The organism is Pontibacter sp. CAU 1760, from assembly GCF_054482735.1.
This window is the reverse complement of record NZ_JBTLRL010000001.1, coordinates 390775-409512: the sequence shown is the minus strand read 5'-3', so window position 1 is coordinate 409512 and position 18738 is coordinate 390775. Positions and strand designations below refer to the sequence as shown.

At 52.9% G+C, this 18738-nt stretch carries 17 protein-coding genes; 5 read left to right on the top strand and 12 right to left on the bottom strand.

All coding sequences use genetic code 11. The annotated features are described in order from the left end of the window. Window positions 1-3: 3 nt before the first annotated feature. The 12 genes from ACXYMU_RS01840 to dapF form a co-directional block, all read right to left on the bottom strand. Window positions 4-561, bottom strand: a complete 558-nt coding sequence (locus ACXYMU_RS01840; RefSeq protein WP_458984634.1) for an RNA polymerase sigma factor — start codon at window positions 559-561, stop codon at window positions 4-6. A 544-nt stretch (window positions 562-1105) separates the two neighbouring features. Beyond that, window positions 1106-2683 (bottom strand): L-piperidine-6-carboxylate dehydrogenase, encoded by a 1578-nt coding sequence (amaB, locus tag ACXYMU_RS01835; RefSeq protein ID WP_458984633.1) that lies wholly within the window; start codon window positions 2681-2683, stop codon window positions 1106-1108. A 107-nt stretch (window positions 2684-2790) separates the two neighbouring features. Continuing rightward, window positions 2791-4284, bottom strand: coding sequence for a Do family serine endopeptidase (locus tag ACXYMU_RS01830; protein ID WP_458984632.1), 1494 nt, complete (start codon window positions 4282-4284; stop codon window positions 2791-2793). Between the two features lie 179 nt (window positions 4285-4463). Next, complete coding sequence (locus ACXYMU_RS01825; RefSeq protein ID WP_458984631.1) at window positions 4464-4988, bottom strand: Hsp20/alpha crystallin family protein; 525 nt, start codon at window positions 4986-4988, stop codon at window positions 4464-4466. Between the two features lie 156 nt (window positions 4989-5144). Then, the gene (locus ACXYMU_RS01820) at window positions 5145-5939 is read right to left on the bottom strand and encodes an autotransporter outer membrane beta-barrel domain-containing protein (protein WP_458984630.1); all 795 of its coding nucleotides are present in this window, start codon (window positions 5937-5939) and stop codon (window positions 5145-5147) included. Next, entirely contained in the window at window positions 5936-6556 is a 621-nt protein-coding gene (locus ACXYMU_RS01815) for a hypothetical protein (protein ID WP_458984629.1), read from the bottom strand. The genes ACXYMU_RS01820 and ACXYMU_RS01815 overlap by 4 nt, the downstream gene beginning before the upstream one ends. Window positions 6557-6561: 5 nt before the next feature. Continuing rightward, window positions 6562-7755 carry a M20 metallopeptidase family protein gene (locus ACXYMU_RS01810; protein ID WP_458984628.1) on the bottom strand — a complete coding sequence of 398 codons (1194 nt, stop codon included), beginning with the start codon at window positions 7753-7755 and terminating at the stop codon, window positions 6562-6564. A 140-nt stretch (window positions 7756-7895) separates the two neighbouring features. Next, entirely contained in the window at window positions 7896-8411 is a 516-nt protein-coding gene (locus ACXYMU_RS01805) for a sporulation protein (protein ID WP_458984627.1), read from the bottom strand. Further along, complete coding sequence (gene deoC, locus ACXYMU_RS01800; protein WP_458984626.1) at window positions 8404-9066, bottom strand: deoxyribose-phosphate aldolase; 663 nt, start codon at window positions 9064-9066, stop codon at window positions 8404-8406. The genes ACXYMU_RS01805 and deoC overlap by 8 nt, the downstream gene beginning before the upstream one ends. 121 nt (window positions 9067-9187) lie before the next feature. Beyond that, window positions 9188-12565 carry a preprotein translocase subunit SecA gene (gene secA, locus ACXYMU_RS01795; protein WP_458984625.1) on the bottom strand — a complete coding sequence of 1126 codons (3378 nt, stop codon included), beginning with the start codon at window positions 12563-12565 and terminating at the stop codon, window positions 9188-9190. A gap of 376 nt (window positions 12566-12941) precedes the next feature. Continuing rightward, a complete protein-coding gene (locus ACXYMU_RS01790; protein WP_458984624.1) occupies window positions 12942-13457 on the bottom strand; it encodes a GNAT family N-acetyltransferase in 516 nt (171 codons plus the stop codon). 28 nt (window positions 13458-13485) lie between these two features. Beyond that, window positions 13486-14277 carry a diaminopimelate epimerase gene (gene dapF, locus ACXYMU_RS01785; protein ID WP_458984623.1) on the bottom strand — a complete coding sequence of 264 codons (792 nt, stop codon included), beginning with the start codon at window positions 14275-14277 and terminating at the stop codon, window positions 13486-13488. A gap of 102 nt (window positions 14278-14379) precedes the next feature. Between dapF and ACXYMU_RS01780 the strand changes: the two genes are divergently transcribed. The 5 genes from ACXYMU_RS01780 (at window position 14380) to ACXYMU_RS01760 (ending at window position 18681) form a co-directional block, all read left to right on the top strand. Beyond that, a complete protein-coding gene (locus ACXYMU_RS01780) occupies window positions 14380-15273 on the top strand; it encodes a class I SAM-dependent methyltransferase (RefSeq protein ID WP_458984622.1) in 894 nt (297 codons plus the stop codon). Window positions 15274-15435: 162 nt separating this feature from the next. Further along, window positions 15436-15987, top strand: coding sequence for a hypothetical protein (locus ACXYMU_RS01775; RefSeq protein ID WP_458984621.1), 552 nt, complete (start codon window positions 15436-15438; stop codon window positions 15985-15987). 7 nt (window positions 15988-15994) lie between these two features. Next, entirely contained in the window at window positions 15995-16435 is a 441-nt protein-coding gene (locus tag ACXYMU_RS01770) for a hypothetical protein (RefSeq protein ID WP_458984620.1), read from the top strand. 409 nt (window positions 16436-16844) lie between these two features. Then, window positions 16845-17591 (top strand): SDR family oxidoreductase, encoded by a 747-nt coding sequence (locus ACXYMU_RS01765; RefSeq protein ID WP_458984619.1) that lies wholly within the window; start codon window positions 16845-16847, stop codon window positions 17589-17591. A 145-nt stretch (window positions 17592-17736) separates the two neighbouring features. Continuing rightward, complete coding sequence (locus ACXYMU_RS01760) at window positions 17737-18681, top strand: Ppx/GppA phosphatase family protein (RefSeq protein ID WP_458984618.1); 945 nt, start codon at window positions 17737-17739, stop codon at window positions 18679-18681. Window positions 18682-18738: the final 57 nt, after the last annotated feature.

Genomic DNA, 18738 nt, shown 5'->3' with positions numbered 1-18738 from the left:
CTTTTAAAGGGCGAACTGTGGCTCCCGCAGGATCTCCAGCAGTTTCTTCTTCGCCCGGCTGTACTGCGACTTGGAGGTTGACTCTGTTATCCCCAGCACTTCACCGATCTCGGCGTGGTCATACCCCTCCAGGAGGTATAAGCTCAGCACCACCCGGTACCCGTCCGGCAATTGCTGTATCGCGCGCCGGACTTTCTCTATCTGCCACTCGGCGTCATCTTCCTCCACCTCGTCGGCCCGGTCAGCTAGCAGCCTTTCGTCCATCGGCACTAACTCTGAGCGGCGTTTCCGGATGGCATTGATGGCGGCGTTCACCACGATCCGCTTCAGCCAGCTTCCAAACGATGCCTCCGCCTTGTAACTGTGCAGGTTTTTGAAAGCGCTCACAAACGCTTCCTGCAGCACATCCTCGGCCTCGGCATAGTCGTTGGTGATGCGCATGCACACGTTGAACATAGCCTTGGAATAAAGCTTGTACAGCTCGTACTGGGCTCTGTTGTCGCCGCTTTTGCAGCGGTCAATCACGTGATGATTTACGTCCTGATAACGGAGTGTTTCCAATGTGCTCTACTTTAGCTTTTCCGGCAGCCGTGCTGCGCTCATCCTGTTAATCTTGTCTGCGACTCTCCCTCCCAACTTGTGCACTAAAGACATCAGGAAAAACGGAAGGTTGCATGAAATTGCAAAATATTTTCCCAATCTGGTATGCCGCCTCGCTTATCCACAGTTTCCACAGTGCAATGTGCATAACACCACATATCCGTATCTCCCTCAGCTTCTACACTTTACTCCATACCGCTGATGATATTGGCATCCTGTAGCCGGAAAATTGCCCAAACCGTTTGGCCAGAATCAGAAGCTGAGCGCATGTTATCCACATATCCACATATAGTTTATGCACAAATGTGGATAAGCATGGCATTCCCTGTTGACAGCATGATGGGCCTGGAAACAGAAATGGCCAGCTCTGTTCCCAAAGCTGGCCATTTCTGTTTCGATAGTGTTTCGATGTTGCGTAATCTGCAGGCGGCATACCCTGAATCGGGCAATTCATGCGCAATTTCACAGCATCGCTTCACAAACGCATGTTATCCACTTATCCCCATTAGTCCATGATGTTGAACTGTATACCCTGGGCCAACGGTAAGTCGCGGCCATAATTGATGGTGTTGGTCTGGCGGCGCATGTAGATTTTCCAAGCATCAGAGCCAGACTCACGGCCTCCGCCGGTTTCCTTCTCTCCGCCGAATGCTCCTCCGATCTCAGCCCCGGACGTACCAATGTTCACGTTGGCGATACCGCAGTCAGAGCCCCAATGGCTCAGGAATGCCTCTGTCTCCAGCAGATTGGTCGAGAAGATAGCTGAGGAAAGTCCCTGCCGTACGCCGTTCTGCACTTCAATAGCATCTTCTATCCCACCGCTGTACTTCATGAGGTATAAAATGGGCGCAAACGTCTCTTCCTGCACCATCTCGTAATGGTTCTCTGCCTCCACAATGGCTGGCTTCACGTAAGTGCCGGTTTCATACCCCTCACTGCTCAGCACCTCGCCGCCGGTCAGCAGTTGGCCGCCTTGTTCCTGCACTTTCTCCAACGCATGCTGGAAAGCGGTAACGGCATCCTTGTCAATCAGCGGGCCAACAAGCGTGGTGCTGTCCAGTGGGTGACCGATTGGCAATTTCGGATAGACTTTCAGCAGCCGCTCCTTCATTTGCTCGTAGATGTTTTCGTGCACAATCAGGCGGCGGGTGGATGTACAGCGCTGGCCGCAAGTGCCTACGGCTCCAAACACAATGGCCATCAGCGCCATGTCTATATCGGCGTTCTCGGTCATGATGATGGCATTGTTACCGCCCAACTCCAGCAGCGACTTGCCCAGGCGTGCGCCCACTGCCTCGCCTACCTTCTTGCCCATGCGCGTAGAGCCCGTTGCCGACACCAACGGTATCCGCTTGTCGTGGCTCATCAGGCTCCCGATCTCCGCATCGCCTATCACGAGGTTGAAGATGCCTTCCGGCAGTTCGTTTTCGGCCAATACCTCCCGAATGATGTGCTGGCAGGCTACACCCGTCAGCGGTGTTTTCTCCGACGGCTTCCAGATCACCACATCGCCGCACACCGCAGCCAGCATCGTGTTCCAGCTCCATACTGCCACCGGGAAGTTAAAGGCCGAGATCACCCCTACAATGCCCAATGGGTGGTACTGCTCATACATGCGGTGCTGCGGGCGCTCTGAGTGCATCGTAAGGCCGTGCAACTGCCGCGAGAGGCCTACGGCAAAGTCGCAGATATCGATCATCTCCTGCACCTCGCCCAGGCCTTCCTGCAAAATCTTGCCCATCTCGTAGCTCACCAGCTTGCCGAGGGCTTCCTTGTGCTGTCGCAGTCTGTCACCAATTTGCCGCACGATGTCTCCGCGCTTTGGGGCTGTTACTTTGCGCCATACCTTAAAGGCTTCCTGCGCGGTCTGCACTACATGCTCGTAATCTTCCGGGGATGCCATGTTCACCTTTGCAATCAGGTTCCCGTCGGCTGGCGAATGTATAGGGCGCACCGTGCGGCCCTCCTGCCCCCCCCATACCAGCCCAGTGCTGTAGGCTGGGTTAGCTTCTTTGATGCCCAGTGTTTGCAGCACCTCTTGTATTTCTTTGTTCAGTGGTAGTCCTTCTATGGCCTGTTTCATATGCTTTATCTTTAAATGCTCGTTTGGGTCCTATACAAAGCTAAAAAATAAAAAAGCTTCTGCAATTCTGCAGAAGCTTTCTATCATTCAAGTGCACACAGGCGCTTTTATTCTTTCCCGATTGGGTAATATGCCTTCAGGCCATCCGGGTAAACACCCTCGATGTATACAACACCGCTATTGATGTTCTTCAGGTATTTCTCCACATCAGCCGGCTCAGTCACCTGGTATTTATCGATTCTGGTAATAATGAAACCGTCTTTTATACCTGTCTCGCGGAACTTGCTGTTCCGCACACCTTCAATTTTGGCACCACCGCTAATTCCCAGCTTCGCCATCTCCTGTCGGCTTACCGGCTCAAAGGTCGCTCCCTCGAAGGTGATAGCCTTGGCATTGCTGCGCTTCACAAGCTCCGTGCTGTTGTTCAGGTTCTTCAGCGTAACGTTAGCAGTGCGCTCCTTGCCTTCACGCAGGTAAGTCACTTTCACTTTATCGCCAGGGCGGTAACGGGCAATCTGCTCGAGCAACTGCGACGATTTGCCAACGCCCACACCATTAATCGCTGTAATAACGTCTCCGCCTTTCATACCGGCTTCTTTGGCTCCACTGTTCTCGGTTACATCGACAATGTATACCCCGCTCAGCGTTTTCAACTTCTGCTCTTCAGCAAAGGCTGCATCAATCTCACGGATAGAAGCACCCAGCAAGGCGCGCTGTACTTCACCATACTTCAATAGGTCATCCACCACTTTGCTTACAATGGCAGAAGGCACCGCAAAAGAATAGCCCGCAAATGAACCAGTCTGGGAGGCAATGGCTGTGTTGATCCCTACTAAATCTCCATTCAGGTTCACCAAGGCACCACCCGAGTTACCAGGGTTCACGGCGGCATCTGTCTGAATAAAAGACTCAATGCTGAGATCGTTCTGGCTTGTGCGCAGGATGTTGATGTTGCGGCCCTTGGCACTCACAATACCGGCAGTCACTGTAGAGGTCAGGTTCATGGGGTTACCCACGGCCAGCACCCACTCGCCTACCTGCAGGTCGTCGGAGTTGCCGTAACGCACGGTAGGCAATTTGTCTGCATCCACTTTGAGCAGGGCAATGTCTGTGGTCGGGTCTGTGCCAACGAGCGTGGCTGAGAGCTTGCGCTTGTCATCCAGCACCACCTCTATCTTATCTGCTTTGTCGATCACGTGGTTGTTGGTAACAATATACCCGTTAGAGGCGATGATCACGCCGGAACCGGAACCCATCTGCGGACTCCGGGGCACCCGTTCGCCGAAGCCATCCCCAAAGAACTCTCTCAGAAAAGGGTCCATCGGGCTGTTGCCACGTGCTGAGCTGCTATTGCCACTATATTCGGTCATCACGTGCACCACGGCAGGTGTAGATACCTGGGCTGCTTTGATAAAGTTAAGGCCTTCCGGCACTATGGAACTGCTGCTGCGCATATCGCTGGTGTAGCGCACATTCGGGTACTGCTGCTCCTCTGTCGAAATCACCTTCTGGTCTTCCAACAATTTGTAGCTACCCACGGCTACTCCCCCTCCCATTACGGCAGACAATGCAACCCCAAGAAATAACTGCTTCGTCTTCATGTAGTTGAATTTATACTTTATGTTAATATTAGATATTTTCTATACTTTAAAAGAATAACGTCACTTAAGTATACGGTAGTATGGTCAAAGCAGACAGTTACCCGGTCTTGCCTAAATAATAACAAAAAGGAGGCCAAAAATGCTGGCCTCCTTTTCATCTTTGAGCAGTTGCCTCGGTATCAGGCTTCGGCCTTCTTCGACTTGCTGCTTTCCGCCTTTTCGCCTTTCTGGTCATCGGCTTTCAGTTTGCCCTTACTGCCGTTGCCTGCTGAAGAGGTGACGTTGATTTGCCGCTTCATGGTTTTGTGCTCGTCCTTCGGCACATTCACCAATAGCACGCCGTCCTCGAAGTGCGCTGAGATCTTATCCGGGTCTATTTTATCAGGCAGGTAGAAGGAGCGGCTGAAAGCACCATACTGGGTTTCCATCATATGGTAGCGTCGGCCATCTTCCTTGCGCTCCAGCTTTCGCTCCCCGGAAATGGTGAGCTTGCCTTCCTGAAAATCAATTTCAATGTTCTCTGCTTTCACGCCGGGTAAGGCCAGCTGCAACTCATACCCTTTCTCGGTTTCACAGGCATCTACGTGCGGTGTAAAATCCGTCATGCTTCTGCTATTAACAGACTCATTAAAAAATCTGTCTAACATCGAGCTGAATGAGTTTGGCATATTATCCTGCATGCCATTATATCTGATCATTGCCATAGTTATACCTCCTATTCTTGTTGTTGAACATGATTTACAACTACATTTCAGTAAAAACTATACCAATCCTATGATGCTTTTAATTCCTGAAATAATGTCATTTATTGCGTTGCTGATTTGGCCATATAACTGACTACATTACAGTTACCCTCTATGCTAATATGCAATACTGGCAGGCTGCATGGCTTTGTTGAAGGTATATTTCAGTTCCAGACCTACGATAGGCGAGATGCGGTTGCGCTTAGTGGTATAGCCTTCTTCCAGCAGTTGTTCCTGCTCGTCGTACTTCGGCGGGATCAGCACATAGTAATAATCCGTTTGGCGCATAAAGTAAGGCGTAATGCGCAGTTTGTCGTTCAGTTCGCAGGTCAGGTTCAGGCGCAGGCGGGTACGGTCTATGGCACGCTCTTGTGCAGCAGTCCGCTCTCCTTGGTTGAAGTCCGAGAACAAAGTGCCCTCGTAACTAATGGAAGGAGTGATAAACCGGTGCCGCAACGGGAAGCGCTGGCCCACTTCGGCAGAGAGGCTGAAACGCCCCTGTGCATTCCGGTCTTCTTGGCTGAGGTAGGTGGCCATCGCCTGCTTGTTAAAAAACCACTGCCCCACACTGCCGGTGTGCCGCAAAAAAGGCTCTACAAACAGCATTTTGGGATAATTCTCCAGGGCATAGCGCACCAATGCACCACCGCGCCAATGGTCTGTAAGGGCGTGCTCATACCCCACGGCCAGTTCAATGCGCTCAAACTGGCTCAAGATACCAGACTCCTGCAGGTCGTTGTAGCGCGCGTCAGTGTTAATGCGGTACTGGTTCCTGAAAAACAGCAGGCCGTCTTCGCCGGTACCGTAACTTACTTGCAGTTCGGGCCAGATAGCCGTTGAACTGGTAATTTTACTTTGAGCCTGTGCCAGGCAGGGGATAACCAGCAGCAGCAAGAGGCAGAGTTTTTTCATGTACTTTGATTTTTGTTGTGTAGCGGCTCCAGCAATTCCTCGATTAGGCTGAACAGGATATGGCTGCCCCATTCGTCAAAATCGATCATCTTGTTCTGAGCCGGGTCCTGCAGGTTATACAGGGCAAAGTAGGTCTCGTACTCTTTCACGGCGATGTCCTGCCACGGTGTTATCTGGCCGTCGCCGGAGAAGTAGGCCCCGTCAGTTGTCAGCCATACCCCGCACACCGCCACCTCACCTTCCGCTTTATACTCCTGCAGGTAGTCGCTCACAATATCATGCAGGTAATGGTCCCACATGTAATCCGTGATGCGGTCGTAGGCTTTCTGGTAAGAGCTGTTCTGGCTGAAATAACTCACAAACCTGATCTTCAGGGTGCCCTGCTCACGGGTGCGGATGTCGATGCGGAAGTCACAGCCTACATAAAAGCGGTACCAGATGATCCAGCTCATGCTATGCTTGATGTCGAGCATGTCCTCTTTCAGCACCCGGGTATAAGTGGCTGCACCCAGCTCCCCCTGCTCATACTCCAGGTAAGTGGGCGTGAGGCGCAGCCTGCGTTTATGTCCCAGCAGACCCGTAGCCAGGCGGTAGGTTAAGCTTACAGCATCCTTCATCAACGCTACTCTGCCGTTTGCAGCTCTTGCAAAGCGATGTAGGCCATCAGGCCAATGCTTGTTTCCAGGGCTGCCTCGTCAATATCAAACGTAGGGGTATGCACCGACGACACAATGCCGCGGGCCTCGTTGCGGGTGCCCAGGCGGTAGAAACAAGCCGGCACTTCCTGTGAATAGTAGGCAAAATCCTCTGCCCCCATCCACAGGTCCAGATCTACTACGTTGTCGGCACCCAGGTAAGCCTCGGCTGCAGCGCGGGCGCGTTCGGTTAATTCGGGATCGTTCTGTAGGTATGGGTAGCCGTTCTTGATGTCGATCTCGCAGCTGCCGCCCATACTCTCGCACAGGCCCTCCGCCAGCTTCTTGATGCGCTTGTGCGCCTCTTTGCGCCACACCTCGTTCATTGTCCGAAAAGTCCCCTCTATCTTTACCTCGTTCGGAATAACATTGGTCGCGCCCTTCGCCTCAACCTTGCCAAACGACAGCACCGACGGCACCTTAGGGCTTGCGTGTCGGCTCACGATCTGCTGCAGGGCTACAATCAGGTGAGAAGCGATCAGCACGGTATCGATGTTTTGCTCCGGCATGGCCGCGTGTCCGCCCTTGCCTTTCACGGTGATGTAAATCTCGTCGGCACTGGCCATATACATACCCGGTCGGAAACCAACCTTTCCTGCCGGCAGCATCGGGAACACGTGCTGGCCCACAATACCCTGCGGAGTCGGGTTCTGCAGCACGCCCTCTTTGATCATGATAGAGGCCCCACCCGGAAACTTCTCCTCGCCTGGCTGAAAGATCAGCTTCACTGTTCCTTCAAACTCCTCTTTCATCTCCTGCAAAATACGGGCAGCGCCCAACAACGAGGCCGTGTGCACATCGTGCCCGCAGGCATGCATCACTCCCGTGTTGGTAGATTTGTAAGGCACCTCATTTGCCTCCAGTATGGGCAGGGCATCCAGGTCAGCGCGCAGGGCGATTGTTTTCTTCCCGGGGTTGCGGCCCTGTATCAAAGCTACCAAGCCTGTGCCGGCCATGCTTTCCGGTTCCAGGCCATAGCGCTCCAGCACCTCCCGCACGTATGCGGCGGTATGATGCTCCTCAAACGATAGCTCGGGGTTGGCGTGCAGATGGCGGCGCACCTCCACTGTGTCGGGGGTATAAGCGTGGGCGAGTTGTTGTATCTTATTTGCTGTGCTCAAAGTTCTGTGTGTTGGTATAGCCTATTCTTAACGGTTGGGATAGGGCATGAAACATAAGGAAAGGTACTAAAAAATAAAAGACGCTGCAGCCAAATTATGGTCACAGCGTCTTTAAAGCTTTTGCTACAGGGTTGTATCCCTTAGTAGGTCTTGTTGATGTTAATCTGGTCCTGCACGATCTGTGCATTCGGGATAAGGTCAGAGATTCGGTTCAGCACCTGCTGTGCCTCAATACGGCTGAAAAAGTCACCGACCTTAAGCCGGAAGTTCGGTTGCTGGTAGGTCAGGTAATCCCTCTCGTCCGGAACACGCGCAATAATGGATTTACGCAGGTTCATCACAGTCTGCCGCTCTGAGCCGTTGTAAGCGAGAATGCGGTATCCTTGGGCGTACTTGATGTTCTTGTTCACGCTAGCCACGGTATCCATCAGCACGGCTACCCTGTCGTTTACATGGTGCGTTGGCTCTATGCGGGCAACAGGCGCCTCAGCTGCATCCACCGGGTATTTCGGACGGTAAATGCTCAGGTCTTCCTCCAGTTTAGGCCTAGCATCCCGGCCCCTGTCTGCGTCTTTTGCTGTGCGGGCAGAAGAAGAGGCACACGCCGTGCTGAAGATCAGGGCCAACGACAGCAGTAGGTTAAGAATTCTATTCATGAGTCACGATGTTTATACTGGCGGAGCAGCCTAGCCTGTCGGCACCCGCCTTGATTAACGCTTCGGCATCTGCCAATGTTTTGATACCTCCGGAGGCTTTTATCTTCATGTGCCTGGGTAACACCCGGCGCATCAGCTTAATGTCTTCCAGCGAAGCACCCCGCGTACTGAAGCCCGTAGAAGTCTTTACGTAATCGGCACCGGCGGTCACACAGATTTCGCAGGCTTTCTCAATCTCATCTGGGCTAAGCAGCGCCGTTTCGATGATCACCTTTAGCTCAGCCTCTTTCATGTGGCAGAACTTAGCCAGGTCGCCCAGTTCATTCTCTACCGCGGCGTACTCCCCGGATTTGAAAGCAGATATGTTCATCACCACATCTATCTCGGTGGCGCCGTCGGCAATGGCCTGATGCGTTTCCAAGAACTTTACCTTGGCGTGCTGATACCCCAGCGGAAAACCGATCACGGTCGCCACTTTCACCAAAGCACCAGGCCCCAGGCGTTCTGTTGCCTGCTGCACATAGCAGGGCGGCACGCAAACAGCCGCGAAGCCATAACTCCGGGCTTCATCGCAAAGCTGCAACACTTGCGCGGCAGTTGCATCCGGCCGTAGCTGCGTATGGTCTATATAGCCGGCAATTTCTTCTGCAAGCATCTTTCTGGTTTAAATGACAAAGGACATAAAACAAGTAGTGAGCTCATTTTACATCCTTCATCGGTTTATCTACTTAAAGTAAAAGGTGGCCGGAGGTATACCCTCGTAGCCACGCTTTTTATTATTCCTCAATCAGTATGCAACGGTTGTGGTTCAGGTCGTCTTCCACTGTCTTGAACTTCACGTCCTTCAGCACACGGCCATCGTTATACTGCACGTTCACACGGTCGTTGCGGCCGGCAACTTTATGCGAGTGTGCCGGCATAATTCTCTCCGGCTCCTGTGCCGGCGCTGAGGTATGGCCAGTTTCATCCTCGAGAGATGAGTGCACTTCCTGCTTCTGCTCTTTCAGCACAGGCGGCTTTGGTGCCATTGGCGGCCTAATCGGCGCTTCCATTTGTGCCGACGGTGCCTGCACCGGTATGTAAGCATGGAACAGGAACTGAATGGTCTGCTCGTTCACCTTGCCGATCATGCGCTTGAACAGCTCAAACGACTCGAACTTATAGATCAACAGCGGGTCTTTCTGCTCGTATACCGCGTTCTGCACACTCTGCTTCAAGTTGTCCATCTCGCGCAGGTGCTCGGTCCAGGCCTGGTCAATCGTACCCAGCGTGATGATTTTCTCCATAGCCCGGATCAGCTCCGCGCCATGCGACTCATACGCTTTGGTCAGGTTGGCCACGGCAGCCAGCTGGCGCTTGCCATCGGTAAACGGCACGGCCACGTTCTCAATCATCGGCCCACGGTTCTGGTGGATGTCTGAGATGATCGGGTATGCCTGCTCTCCCGTCTTCTTGTTGCGATCCAGGTAGTGGTTCAGGGCCTCGTTGTAAAGGCGCTCGGCCAGCGCGTTGGCCTGTACCGACTTGAACTCGTCCTCGGTGATGGCAGACTCGATGCCAAACACGCGCAGCACATGCAGCTGGAAGTTCTCGTAGTCGCTGATGTTTTTGTAGCTTACCACCACGTCTTCGCTGATATCGTAGATCATGTTCCAGATATCCAGCTCCAGGCGCTCCCCGTAAAGGGCGTTGCGGCGGCGCTTGTATACCACCTCACGCTGCGCGTTCATCACATCATCGTACTCCAACAAGCGCTTCCGCTGGCCAAAGTTATTTTCTTCTACCTTTTTCTGCGCACGCTCAATGGAGTTCGTGATCATCGAGTGCTGAATCACCTCTCCTTCTTCTAGGCCCATGCGGTCCATCAGGCGGGCAATACGGTCAGAGCCGAACAGGCGCATCAGGTTGTCTTCCAAACTCACGAAGAACTGTGAAGAACCCGGGTCACCCTGGCGACCGGCGCGACCACGCAACTGGCGGTCTACGCGGCGCGACTCGTGGCGCTCGGTACCGATAATGGCCAGGCCACCCGCGCCTTTAGATTCTTTTGTAAGCTTAATATCGGTACCACGGCCTGCCATGTTCGTGGCGATGGTTACCGTGCCCGGCTTACCGGCCTCGGCTACTACTTCTGCCTCCTTCTGGTGCATCTTGGCGTTCAGTACCTGGTGCTTGATGTTGCGCAGCTTCAGCATGCGGCTCAGGAGCTCCGAGATCTCCACCGAGGTGGTACCCACCAGCACCGGACGGCCCTGTTCTGTCAGTTGCACGATCTCGTCGGCAACGGCATTGTATTTCTCACGAACGGTTTTGTATACCTTGTCGTGCTCGTCTTTTCGTTGAATCGGGCGGTTGGTCGGGATCACGACCACATCCAGCTTGTAGATGTCCCAGAACTCGCCTGCCTCTGTTTCGGCCGTACCCGTCATACCCGAAAGCTTGTGGTACATACGGAAGTAGTTCTGCAGCGTAACCGTGGCGTAAGTCTGTGTGGCGTCCTCCACCTTCACGTTCTCCTTTGCCTCGATGGCCTGGTGCAAACCGTCTGAATAACGACGGCCCTCCATTACGCGGCCTGTCTGCTCATCCACAATTTTTACTTTGTGGTCTGGTGTTACGATATACTCTGTATCCTTCTCGAACAGGGTATAAGCCTTCAGCAACTGGTTGATGGTGTGGATACGCTTCGACTTCTCCTGGAAGTCTGCAATGAGTTGCTCCTTGTTATGCAGTTGCTCCTCGTGCGTCAGCGATTTATCGTTCTCGATGTTGGCGATCTCCGTGCCGATGTCCGGCATGATGTAGAAGTTCGGATCCTCGCCCTGGCCCGTGATCAGGTCAATGCCTTTCTCCGTCAGCTCAATCTGGTTGTGCTTCTCATCGATGGTGAAGTAGAGCGGCGCGTCGGCCTCTGGCATCTGGCGCGAGTTATCCTGCAGGTAGAAGTTCTCTGTCTTCTGCATGATGGCGCGGTTACCTGTTTCGCTCAGGAACTTGATCAAGGGCTTGCTCTTCGGCAAACCACGGTAAGCTCTGAACAACGACAGTCCGCCCTCCTGCGTGTTGCCTTCCTTGATCATGCGCTTGGCATCTGTCAGGAAGTTCTGCACTACCTTCCGCTGCGCTTCCACCAGCATGGCAATGCGTGGCTTCAGTTGGTAGAACTCATGCTCATCGCCGCGCGGCACCGGGCCGGAAATAATGAGCGGGGTACGGGCATCGTCAATCAGAACGGAGTCCACCTCATCGACCATGGCGTAATGGTGCTTGCGCTGCACCAGGTCCTGTGGCTCGCGGCTCATGTTGTCGCGCAGGTAGTCGAAGCCGAATTCGTTGTTTGTACCGTAGGTGATGTCTGCCTTGTAGGCGTTGCGGCGCGACTCGGAGTTCGGCTGGTGCTTGTCGATGCAGTCGATGGTCAGGCCATGGAACTCGAACAAAGGCGCCATCCACTCAGAGTCACGCTTGGCCAGGTAGTCGTTTACCGTAACCACGTGCACGCCGCGTCGGGCCAGTGCGTTCAGGTATGCAGGCAGTGTTGCCACAAGCGTTTTACCCTCACCTGTGGCCATCTCCGCAATCTTACCCTGGTGCAGCACAATGCCACCGATCAGCTGCACATCATAGTGCAGCATGTCCCATACAATTTCGCTTCCGGCGGCCAGCCAGCGGTTTGCCCAGATCGCCTTGTCGCCATCCAGTTGCACGTTTGGCTTGCGGGCAGCAAGGTCACGGTCCATGTCGGTGGCTGTTACCACCATCTGGCCGTTTTCTTTCCAGCGGCGCGCGGTTTCCTTCACTACGGCAAAGCCGAGCGGCAATACTTCCATCAGCACCACTTCCAACTCCTTGTTGCGCTCCTTCTCCAGCTCATCAATCTCAGCGAAGATATTCTCCTTCTGCACGATGTTCAGCTCCGGTTCATCGGCGATGCGCTTGTGCAGCGCGGCAATCTTCTCGTCCGTTGGCTTCAGGCGCTCATCGATAATGCCCTTGATCTCTGCCGTCTTATGGCGGAGCTGATCGTCCGTCAGGCCGCTCAGCTTCACGTATTCTTCGTTAACTTTCGATACGTAAGGGACAACCTCTTTTATATCTCTGTCGGATTTAGTTCCGAATAATTTCGCAACGGTTTTACCGAAAAAATCAAACATCTGTATGTAGCTTTTTATATAAATCCTTTGTTCGCAATATCGTCAAAAATAAGGTGATTTTCCGATATATCCGATGTGTAGCACCAAAACAGTACCAGAATAACCTCACTTTGGCGCATCTGCCATAATTACCGGATACATAGCATTTTTACACTATTTGATACTCAGCGCCTTAAATGGTTATGCCATATCCTGTAACACGTGGCAGAGTGGCAGGGGTTTGCGCTTGCAGGATTGCTGTACAGGGGAGTGGAATCGGGGAGATTTGCTTTATAGACCTGCTCGAATTGCTGCCCTGCCAGCGACTTTACAGTATAACCAGGGTGGTATAACCGTACTGGGCATATGATCTCAAAACCCAGGGCTAACGCTGCGCTTAAAAAACCCGCTGAAACTCTACCACATCCTGCCAGCCATAGGGCGTAGACAGCCAGTCTCTCCGGAGACCTACTTTATCGAAACCGGCTTTCTGGAAAAGGTTGAGGCTGGCCAGATTCGTAGCCGTGACGGTACAGTATACCTGGTGCAGTTGCAGTGTCTGCTGGCTATAGTCCAGAAGCAGTTGCAGGGCCTCGGCAGCATGCTTGTTGCCGCGGTGCGCCGGCAGTACAACAACGCCCACCCCAGCGCGCCGATGCAGCGGCTCGAAATCGAAAAGGTCAATAGTGCCCACCGCCTCATGACGCTGGTTGCAGATGACCAGGCGCAGTTGCTTCACGGTATAGATGTCGAGGGCAGCGTTTTCGAGATAGGTTTTAAGCACCGCCTTAGAGAAAGGCATCAGCGTGTTGCCCACGTGCCAGACCGATTGATCGTTTTCGAGGGTATACAAAAACTCCAGATCAGTGGGCTCTAAGGCTCTTAAATAAGTATTTTCTGCACTTAGGAACACGCTGATCCGGAGTTATACCTTGTTATACCTATAGTTGCTGTGGTTGCGCCAACGGCACAGTGCCCGAAAACACCTGCTTGGCCGGGCCAATCAGGTAAATGTGGTTAAAGTGGCCATCGGTCTGGTCGAAGGCAACTTCTAAATCGCCTCCCAGCGTCTTTACCTTTACCGGGCTTTTAAAGCCTTTCAGGCTGGCCACCAGGGCGCATGCCGTTACACCGGTACCACAGGAGAGCGTTTCATCTTCCACACCACGCTCATAGGTGCGTACAAAAATCTCATCGTCTGCTATTTTCTGCACAAAGTTCACGTTTGTACCCACCTCTTTAAAACGGCTGTTGTAGCGAATGGCACGGCCTTCGGCATATACATCCAGCTCCTGCACATCCTCCACAAAACGCACATAGTGCGGGGAACCCGTGCTGAGGTAATGGTCCTCGCCAATCTGCTCTACGTGGCGCACATCATTCATCTTTAACTGGATGAGGTCGCGCTCTACGCTGGCCTGGTGCTCGCCATCGGCAGCCAGGAAGCAGGCCACATCCTCGATCACCCCCAGGTGTCTTGCAAAACGAACCGTGCAACGCGCCCCGTTGCCGCACATAGAGCCCAGGCGGCCATCGGCATTGTAATACACCATCTCAAAGTCATAGTCCGGATGGTCCTGCAGCAGAATCAGGCCATCAGCGCCCACACCTGTGCGTCTGTCGCAAAGTTGCTTCACCAATGCCTCGTCCTCTGTCGGGAACGTATGCTTCCGGTTGTCTACCATCACGAAGTCATTCCCCGTGCCCTGATATTTGTAAAAGGTTATTGCCATATAGCTGTAACAAAAAATTCTGAGGCAGCGTGCCTTTTTAAGGTTAAGCGGATATTGAGTACTTTTGCCAAGCAGCACACTGCCAATATAAAAGACAAAGATATGTATTCCTTTTTAACTACAGAAAACTGGGCTGATTACGAGCTGGTAGATTCTGGAAATTTTGAGAAGTTGGAGCGTTTCGGAGAGTACTTTGTGGCTCGGCCCGAGCCGCAGGCCATCTGGGACAAGCACCTGCCGGAAAGCGAGTGGCAGCGCCTGGCGCAGGCCGTGTTTACCCGCGACAAAGGCAGCCAGGAAAAAGGCCAGTGGAAGCTGAAGAAAGGAATGCCGGAGCAATGGTATATCAACTATGGCTATAACGACCTGAAACTGCGCTTCCGACTGGGTTTGTCGTCCTTCAAGCATGTGGGCATTTTCCCGGAGCAGGACAGTAACTGGAAGTTTATCTATGACACTACCCGCCAACTGCAAACCCCGCAGCCCAAGGTGCTGAACATGTTTGCCTATACCGGGGGCGCTACCCTGGCCGCCAAAGCCGCTGGTGCCGACGTTACGCACCTCGACTCAATCAAGCAGGTGAACTTCTGGGCCCGCGACAACATGGAGGCCAGTAACCTCGACAATGTGCGCTGGATTGTGGAGGATGCCATGAAATACGCCCGCCGCGAAGTAAAGCGGGGCAACAAGTATAACGGCATCATACTGGACCCTCCTTCTTATGGCCGCGGCCCGAACAACGAGAAATGGCAACTGGAGAATGAGCTGAACGAAATGATCAAGCTCTGCCACGAGATGCTGGACGGCACCGATTATTTCCTGCTCATAAACCTTTACTCGATGGGTTTCTCGGCCATGGTGCTCGATAATCTGATGCGCCAAACCTTTGGGCAGAAAGTGCAGCATGAAGAACTGGGCGAGTTATACCTGCACGACAGCGGCAACCGCCGTTTACCGCTGGGTACCTTCTTCCGGTTCACCTCTGTAAAAAAATAAGTTCTCCCACTTTATCAGCTATATAAAGTGCTGCCATACCCCTCTCATAGTAGCGGTATGGCAGTACGAACTTTCCATGTGTAGCTAGACGCGCGGTATACCTGTCCTGTTCACCACTTACCATACTCTGAGTCAAAAACTAAAGAAATATAGAAACGCTTGATGAAGAAAACGCTGCAGAAAATCCCGTTGTTGCTGATAATCATTTTACAAGCGTCATTCCTGTTAGCGATTTTGCATGAGCAACTCACCCTCATCCCTATCCTGCTTTTTAGCCTGACGTTGGGCCTCGTGCTGTTCGTGGCTTACCGCCAGATGCCCATACATGACTCCAGGCATATGCGAAGGGATTTTGTAGCAGTGCTATTTGTGGTGGTTGGCGCGCTGCTGGCATTCTACATTAACATCATACTGGCTTTCGGCCCTGTTATCGGGGCGGCGTTTGTTGGTGTAGTGGCGTCCTTCATACCGCGTCTCAAGCCGCAATCGCGGTTGCTGCAAGAAGCACCCGCTGCTGCCTATTGTGGCGCTTTTGTGGGTATGTCCAGCCAGCACATCGCCGAAACCCCATTCTTTGTTCTGATGGCTAGCCTGATTACAGGGTTGTTGCTCGTGTTCTCCAAGAACTTCTTTCGGGGTGTTGGCGGCAAACTGGGCACGCTCGCTTTTGGCGGCGTGGCCGTGACCTACTTACTGATTTTCCTGTTCTTTTAGCATGGGTATGCACACAGCTATTCTGATTGCCACTGGTATCATCGCCGCGCTTTGTACCTATGCCCTGAACGTAAAGCTGCACCAAGGGCCTGTACGGGCATCGGCTGGCCTGTCGCTGGCTGTTGGTTTGCTGTTCTACTTTTTCCCGCACTTGCTTCCGGCCTACCTCACGCAGCATATACCGGTTGTGTTTATTGGCGCCTCGTTTATCGGGATGGTGTCCTCTAACGTGGTGTCGAGCTACCTGCTCATTGGCACCTCCGGGTTTCTCTTCTCCCTGATTTACCTGAACACAAGCAGTTTCTTTGCGGGCTATGGCGGGAGCCTAGGCACTGCTGCCTGTATCTCGCTGCTGCTCACAATCAGTTTACCCATATTCGGAAAGCAACACAAGCTCAGCAATGGGTACCTGCTTCTCCGGAAAATGATTTTCAGAAAACGACGCTAGCTGCTGTGTCACGCACAATGGGCACGCGAGTCAGTTCAGCGTTAATATCCTACACAGCGGCAACTTCTTCAACTCAGATTGGGGCGTGCGCGACTTCCCAACTAGCAACCAGGTGATCGGTGGGAACTTTAATAAAGAGACAAGCCACTTGCTTTACGCTTTCGACATGAAATGTATCACTATCACGCCAGGCACTGGGCTTACCTCAAGGTGGCAGATGCGGTTTGGCCTGCGCTGCCTTTCTAACAGGATTTGTTTAAACATTGTGCAAAGGTCCGTTGTTGTAAACACATAGACAAAGGGCGGGCTACGAAGGCAACCTAGCAGGTATGTTTTTGTAGCCCGTGGCACATCTTATGCCTTTTGCCTTTGCAAGCTTAATTTTTATCAAAGTACTAAACAACGAGAAATGGAGACCAATAACATCCAAGGAAAAGTAGTAGTGATTACAGGTGGAAGCAGCGGATTAGGAGAGGCTACAGCCCGGCATTTAGCAGCGAAAGGTGCCTCTGTGGTATTAGGTGCCCGCCGTTTGGAGCAACTGGAAGCCATTGCCTCTGATATCCGCGCGGCAGGCGGCAAAGCCGAAGTATTGAAAACGGACGTTACCAAAGCCGAGGACGTAAAGGCGCTTATCAACAAAGCCGTGGATGCGTTCGGCCGAATTGATGTGTTGGTGAACAACGCTGGCCTGATGTCGATTGCCCCGATAAGCGAGACAAAGGTAGACGAGTGGGACCGCATGATCGATATCAACATCAAAGGTGTATTATATGGCATTGCGGCAGCGCTTCCTATTTTCGAAAAGCAGGGTGCCGGCCACTTCATTAACATCTCTTCGGTAGCTGGCCTAAAGGTATTTAGCCCGGGTGGCACGGTATACAGCGGCACTAAGTTCGCTGTGAAGGCGATTACCGAAGGTTTACGCCATGAGGTGGGTGGCAGCATTCGCACCACATCCATTGACCCGGGTGCCGTTGATTCGGAATTGAAGCACGGTAGTTCGCACGAGCAGAGTTCAGCGTTTGTGAAGGAGTTCTACAAGAGCGCCATTCCGGCCGACTCTGTAGCCAGGGCAATTGCCTTTGCCATCGAGCAGCCTGCCGATGTAGACATTAACTCCATCTCGCTGCGCCCAACCGTGCAGGAGTTCTAGTAGCATACATCGTGCAGCAGTGCACAAATCATAAAGGCTCAATTACCGTTTAGGTTTTGAGCCTTTTTTTATACTCAATTGGCACAAGTCTTCTGAGCAGTGTAACTTGTAGCCAGCATTCGCCGAACCCATTAAGCTTACGATCATGAAGAAACGCCTCGCACTCATCGATATGGGCACCAACACTTTTCACCTGCTCATTACGGAGGTGAATGAAAACGGAACCCGGCATGACTTTGTCAGAACCAAAGTGCCCGTGCGCCTGGGCCAGGGCGGCATCAGCAACGGCGCCATTGCAGAAGAGGCTTACGAACGGGCGCTCAGAACGCTGCAAGATTTCAGGGAGCAGATCGATGCCCACGAGGTGGAGACCGTGCGGGCCATGGCGACCAGTATGGTGCGCAATGCCAGCAATGGCGAAGCCTTTGTGAAGGACATCTTTAAGCTGACCGACATACAGGTAGAGGTGATAGACGGCGATAAAGAAGCTGAACTGATTTATTACGGGGTGCGCTCGGCAGGCGTGCTGGATGAGCAGATTTCTCTGATCATGGACATCGGCGGCGGCAGCGTAGAGTTCATCATCTGCAACAACAACCAGATTTTCTGGAAACGGAGCTTCGAGGTGGGTGCCCAGCGCCTGATGGACCAGTTCTTCCAGCAAGACCCTATCGCACCTGAAAGCATACAAGCCGAGAAAGCCTATCTGCGCGAGAAGCTGCAGCCCCTCACGCAGGCCGTTACCCAGTACAAGCCCACAGTATTGGTTGGCTCGTCCGGCACCTTCGACACGCTCTGCGACATCGATGCACTCCGTAGGGGCGACACCAGCAGGCAAATCAACCAGCCAGCCGCCGCTACACTGGCACTCGACAACTATTACAGAATCCATGCGTCGCTGCTACGCAACAACCACGAACAGCGCCTAGCCATGCCGGGCATGCTTGCCATGCGCGTAGATATGATTGTGCTGGCCAGTATTGTCGTGGACTTTGTGCTGGAAGAGTATGCCCTGAAGGAAATTCGCGTGTCCGCTTATGCCTTGAAAGAAGGGGTGCTGCAGAAAGTGCTTGAGGAGGAAAAAGACTAACCATTTGTCATTTCGACCTATGGGAGAAATCTGAGTATATAAGGCGTTCAGATTTTT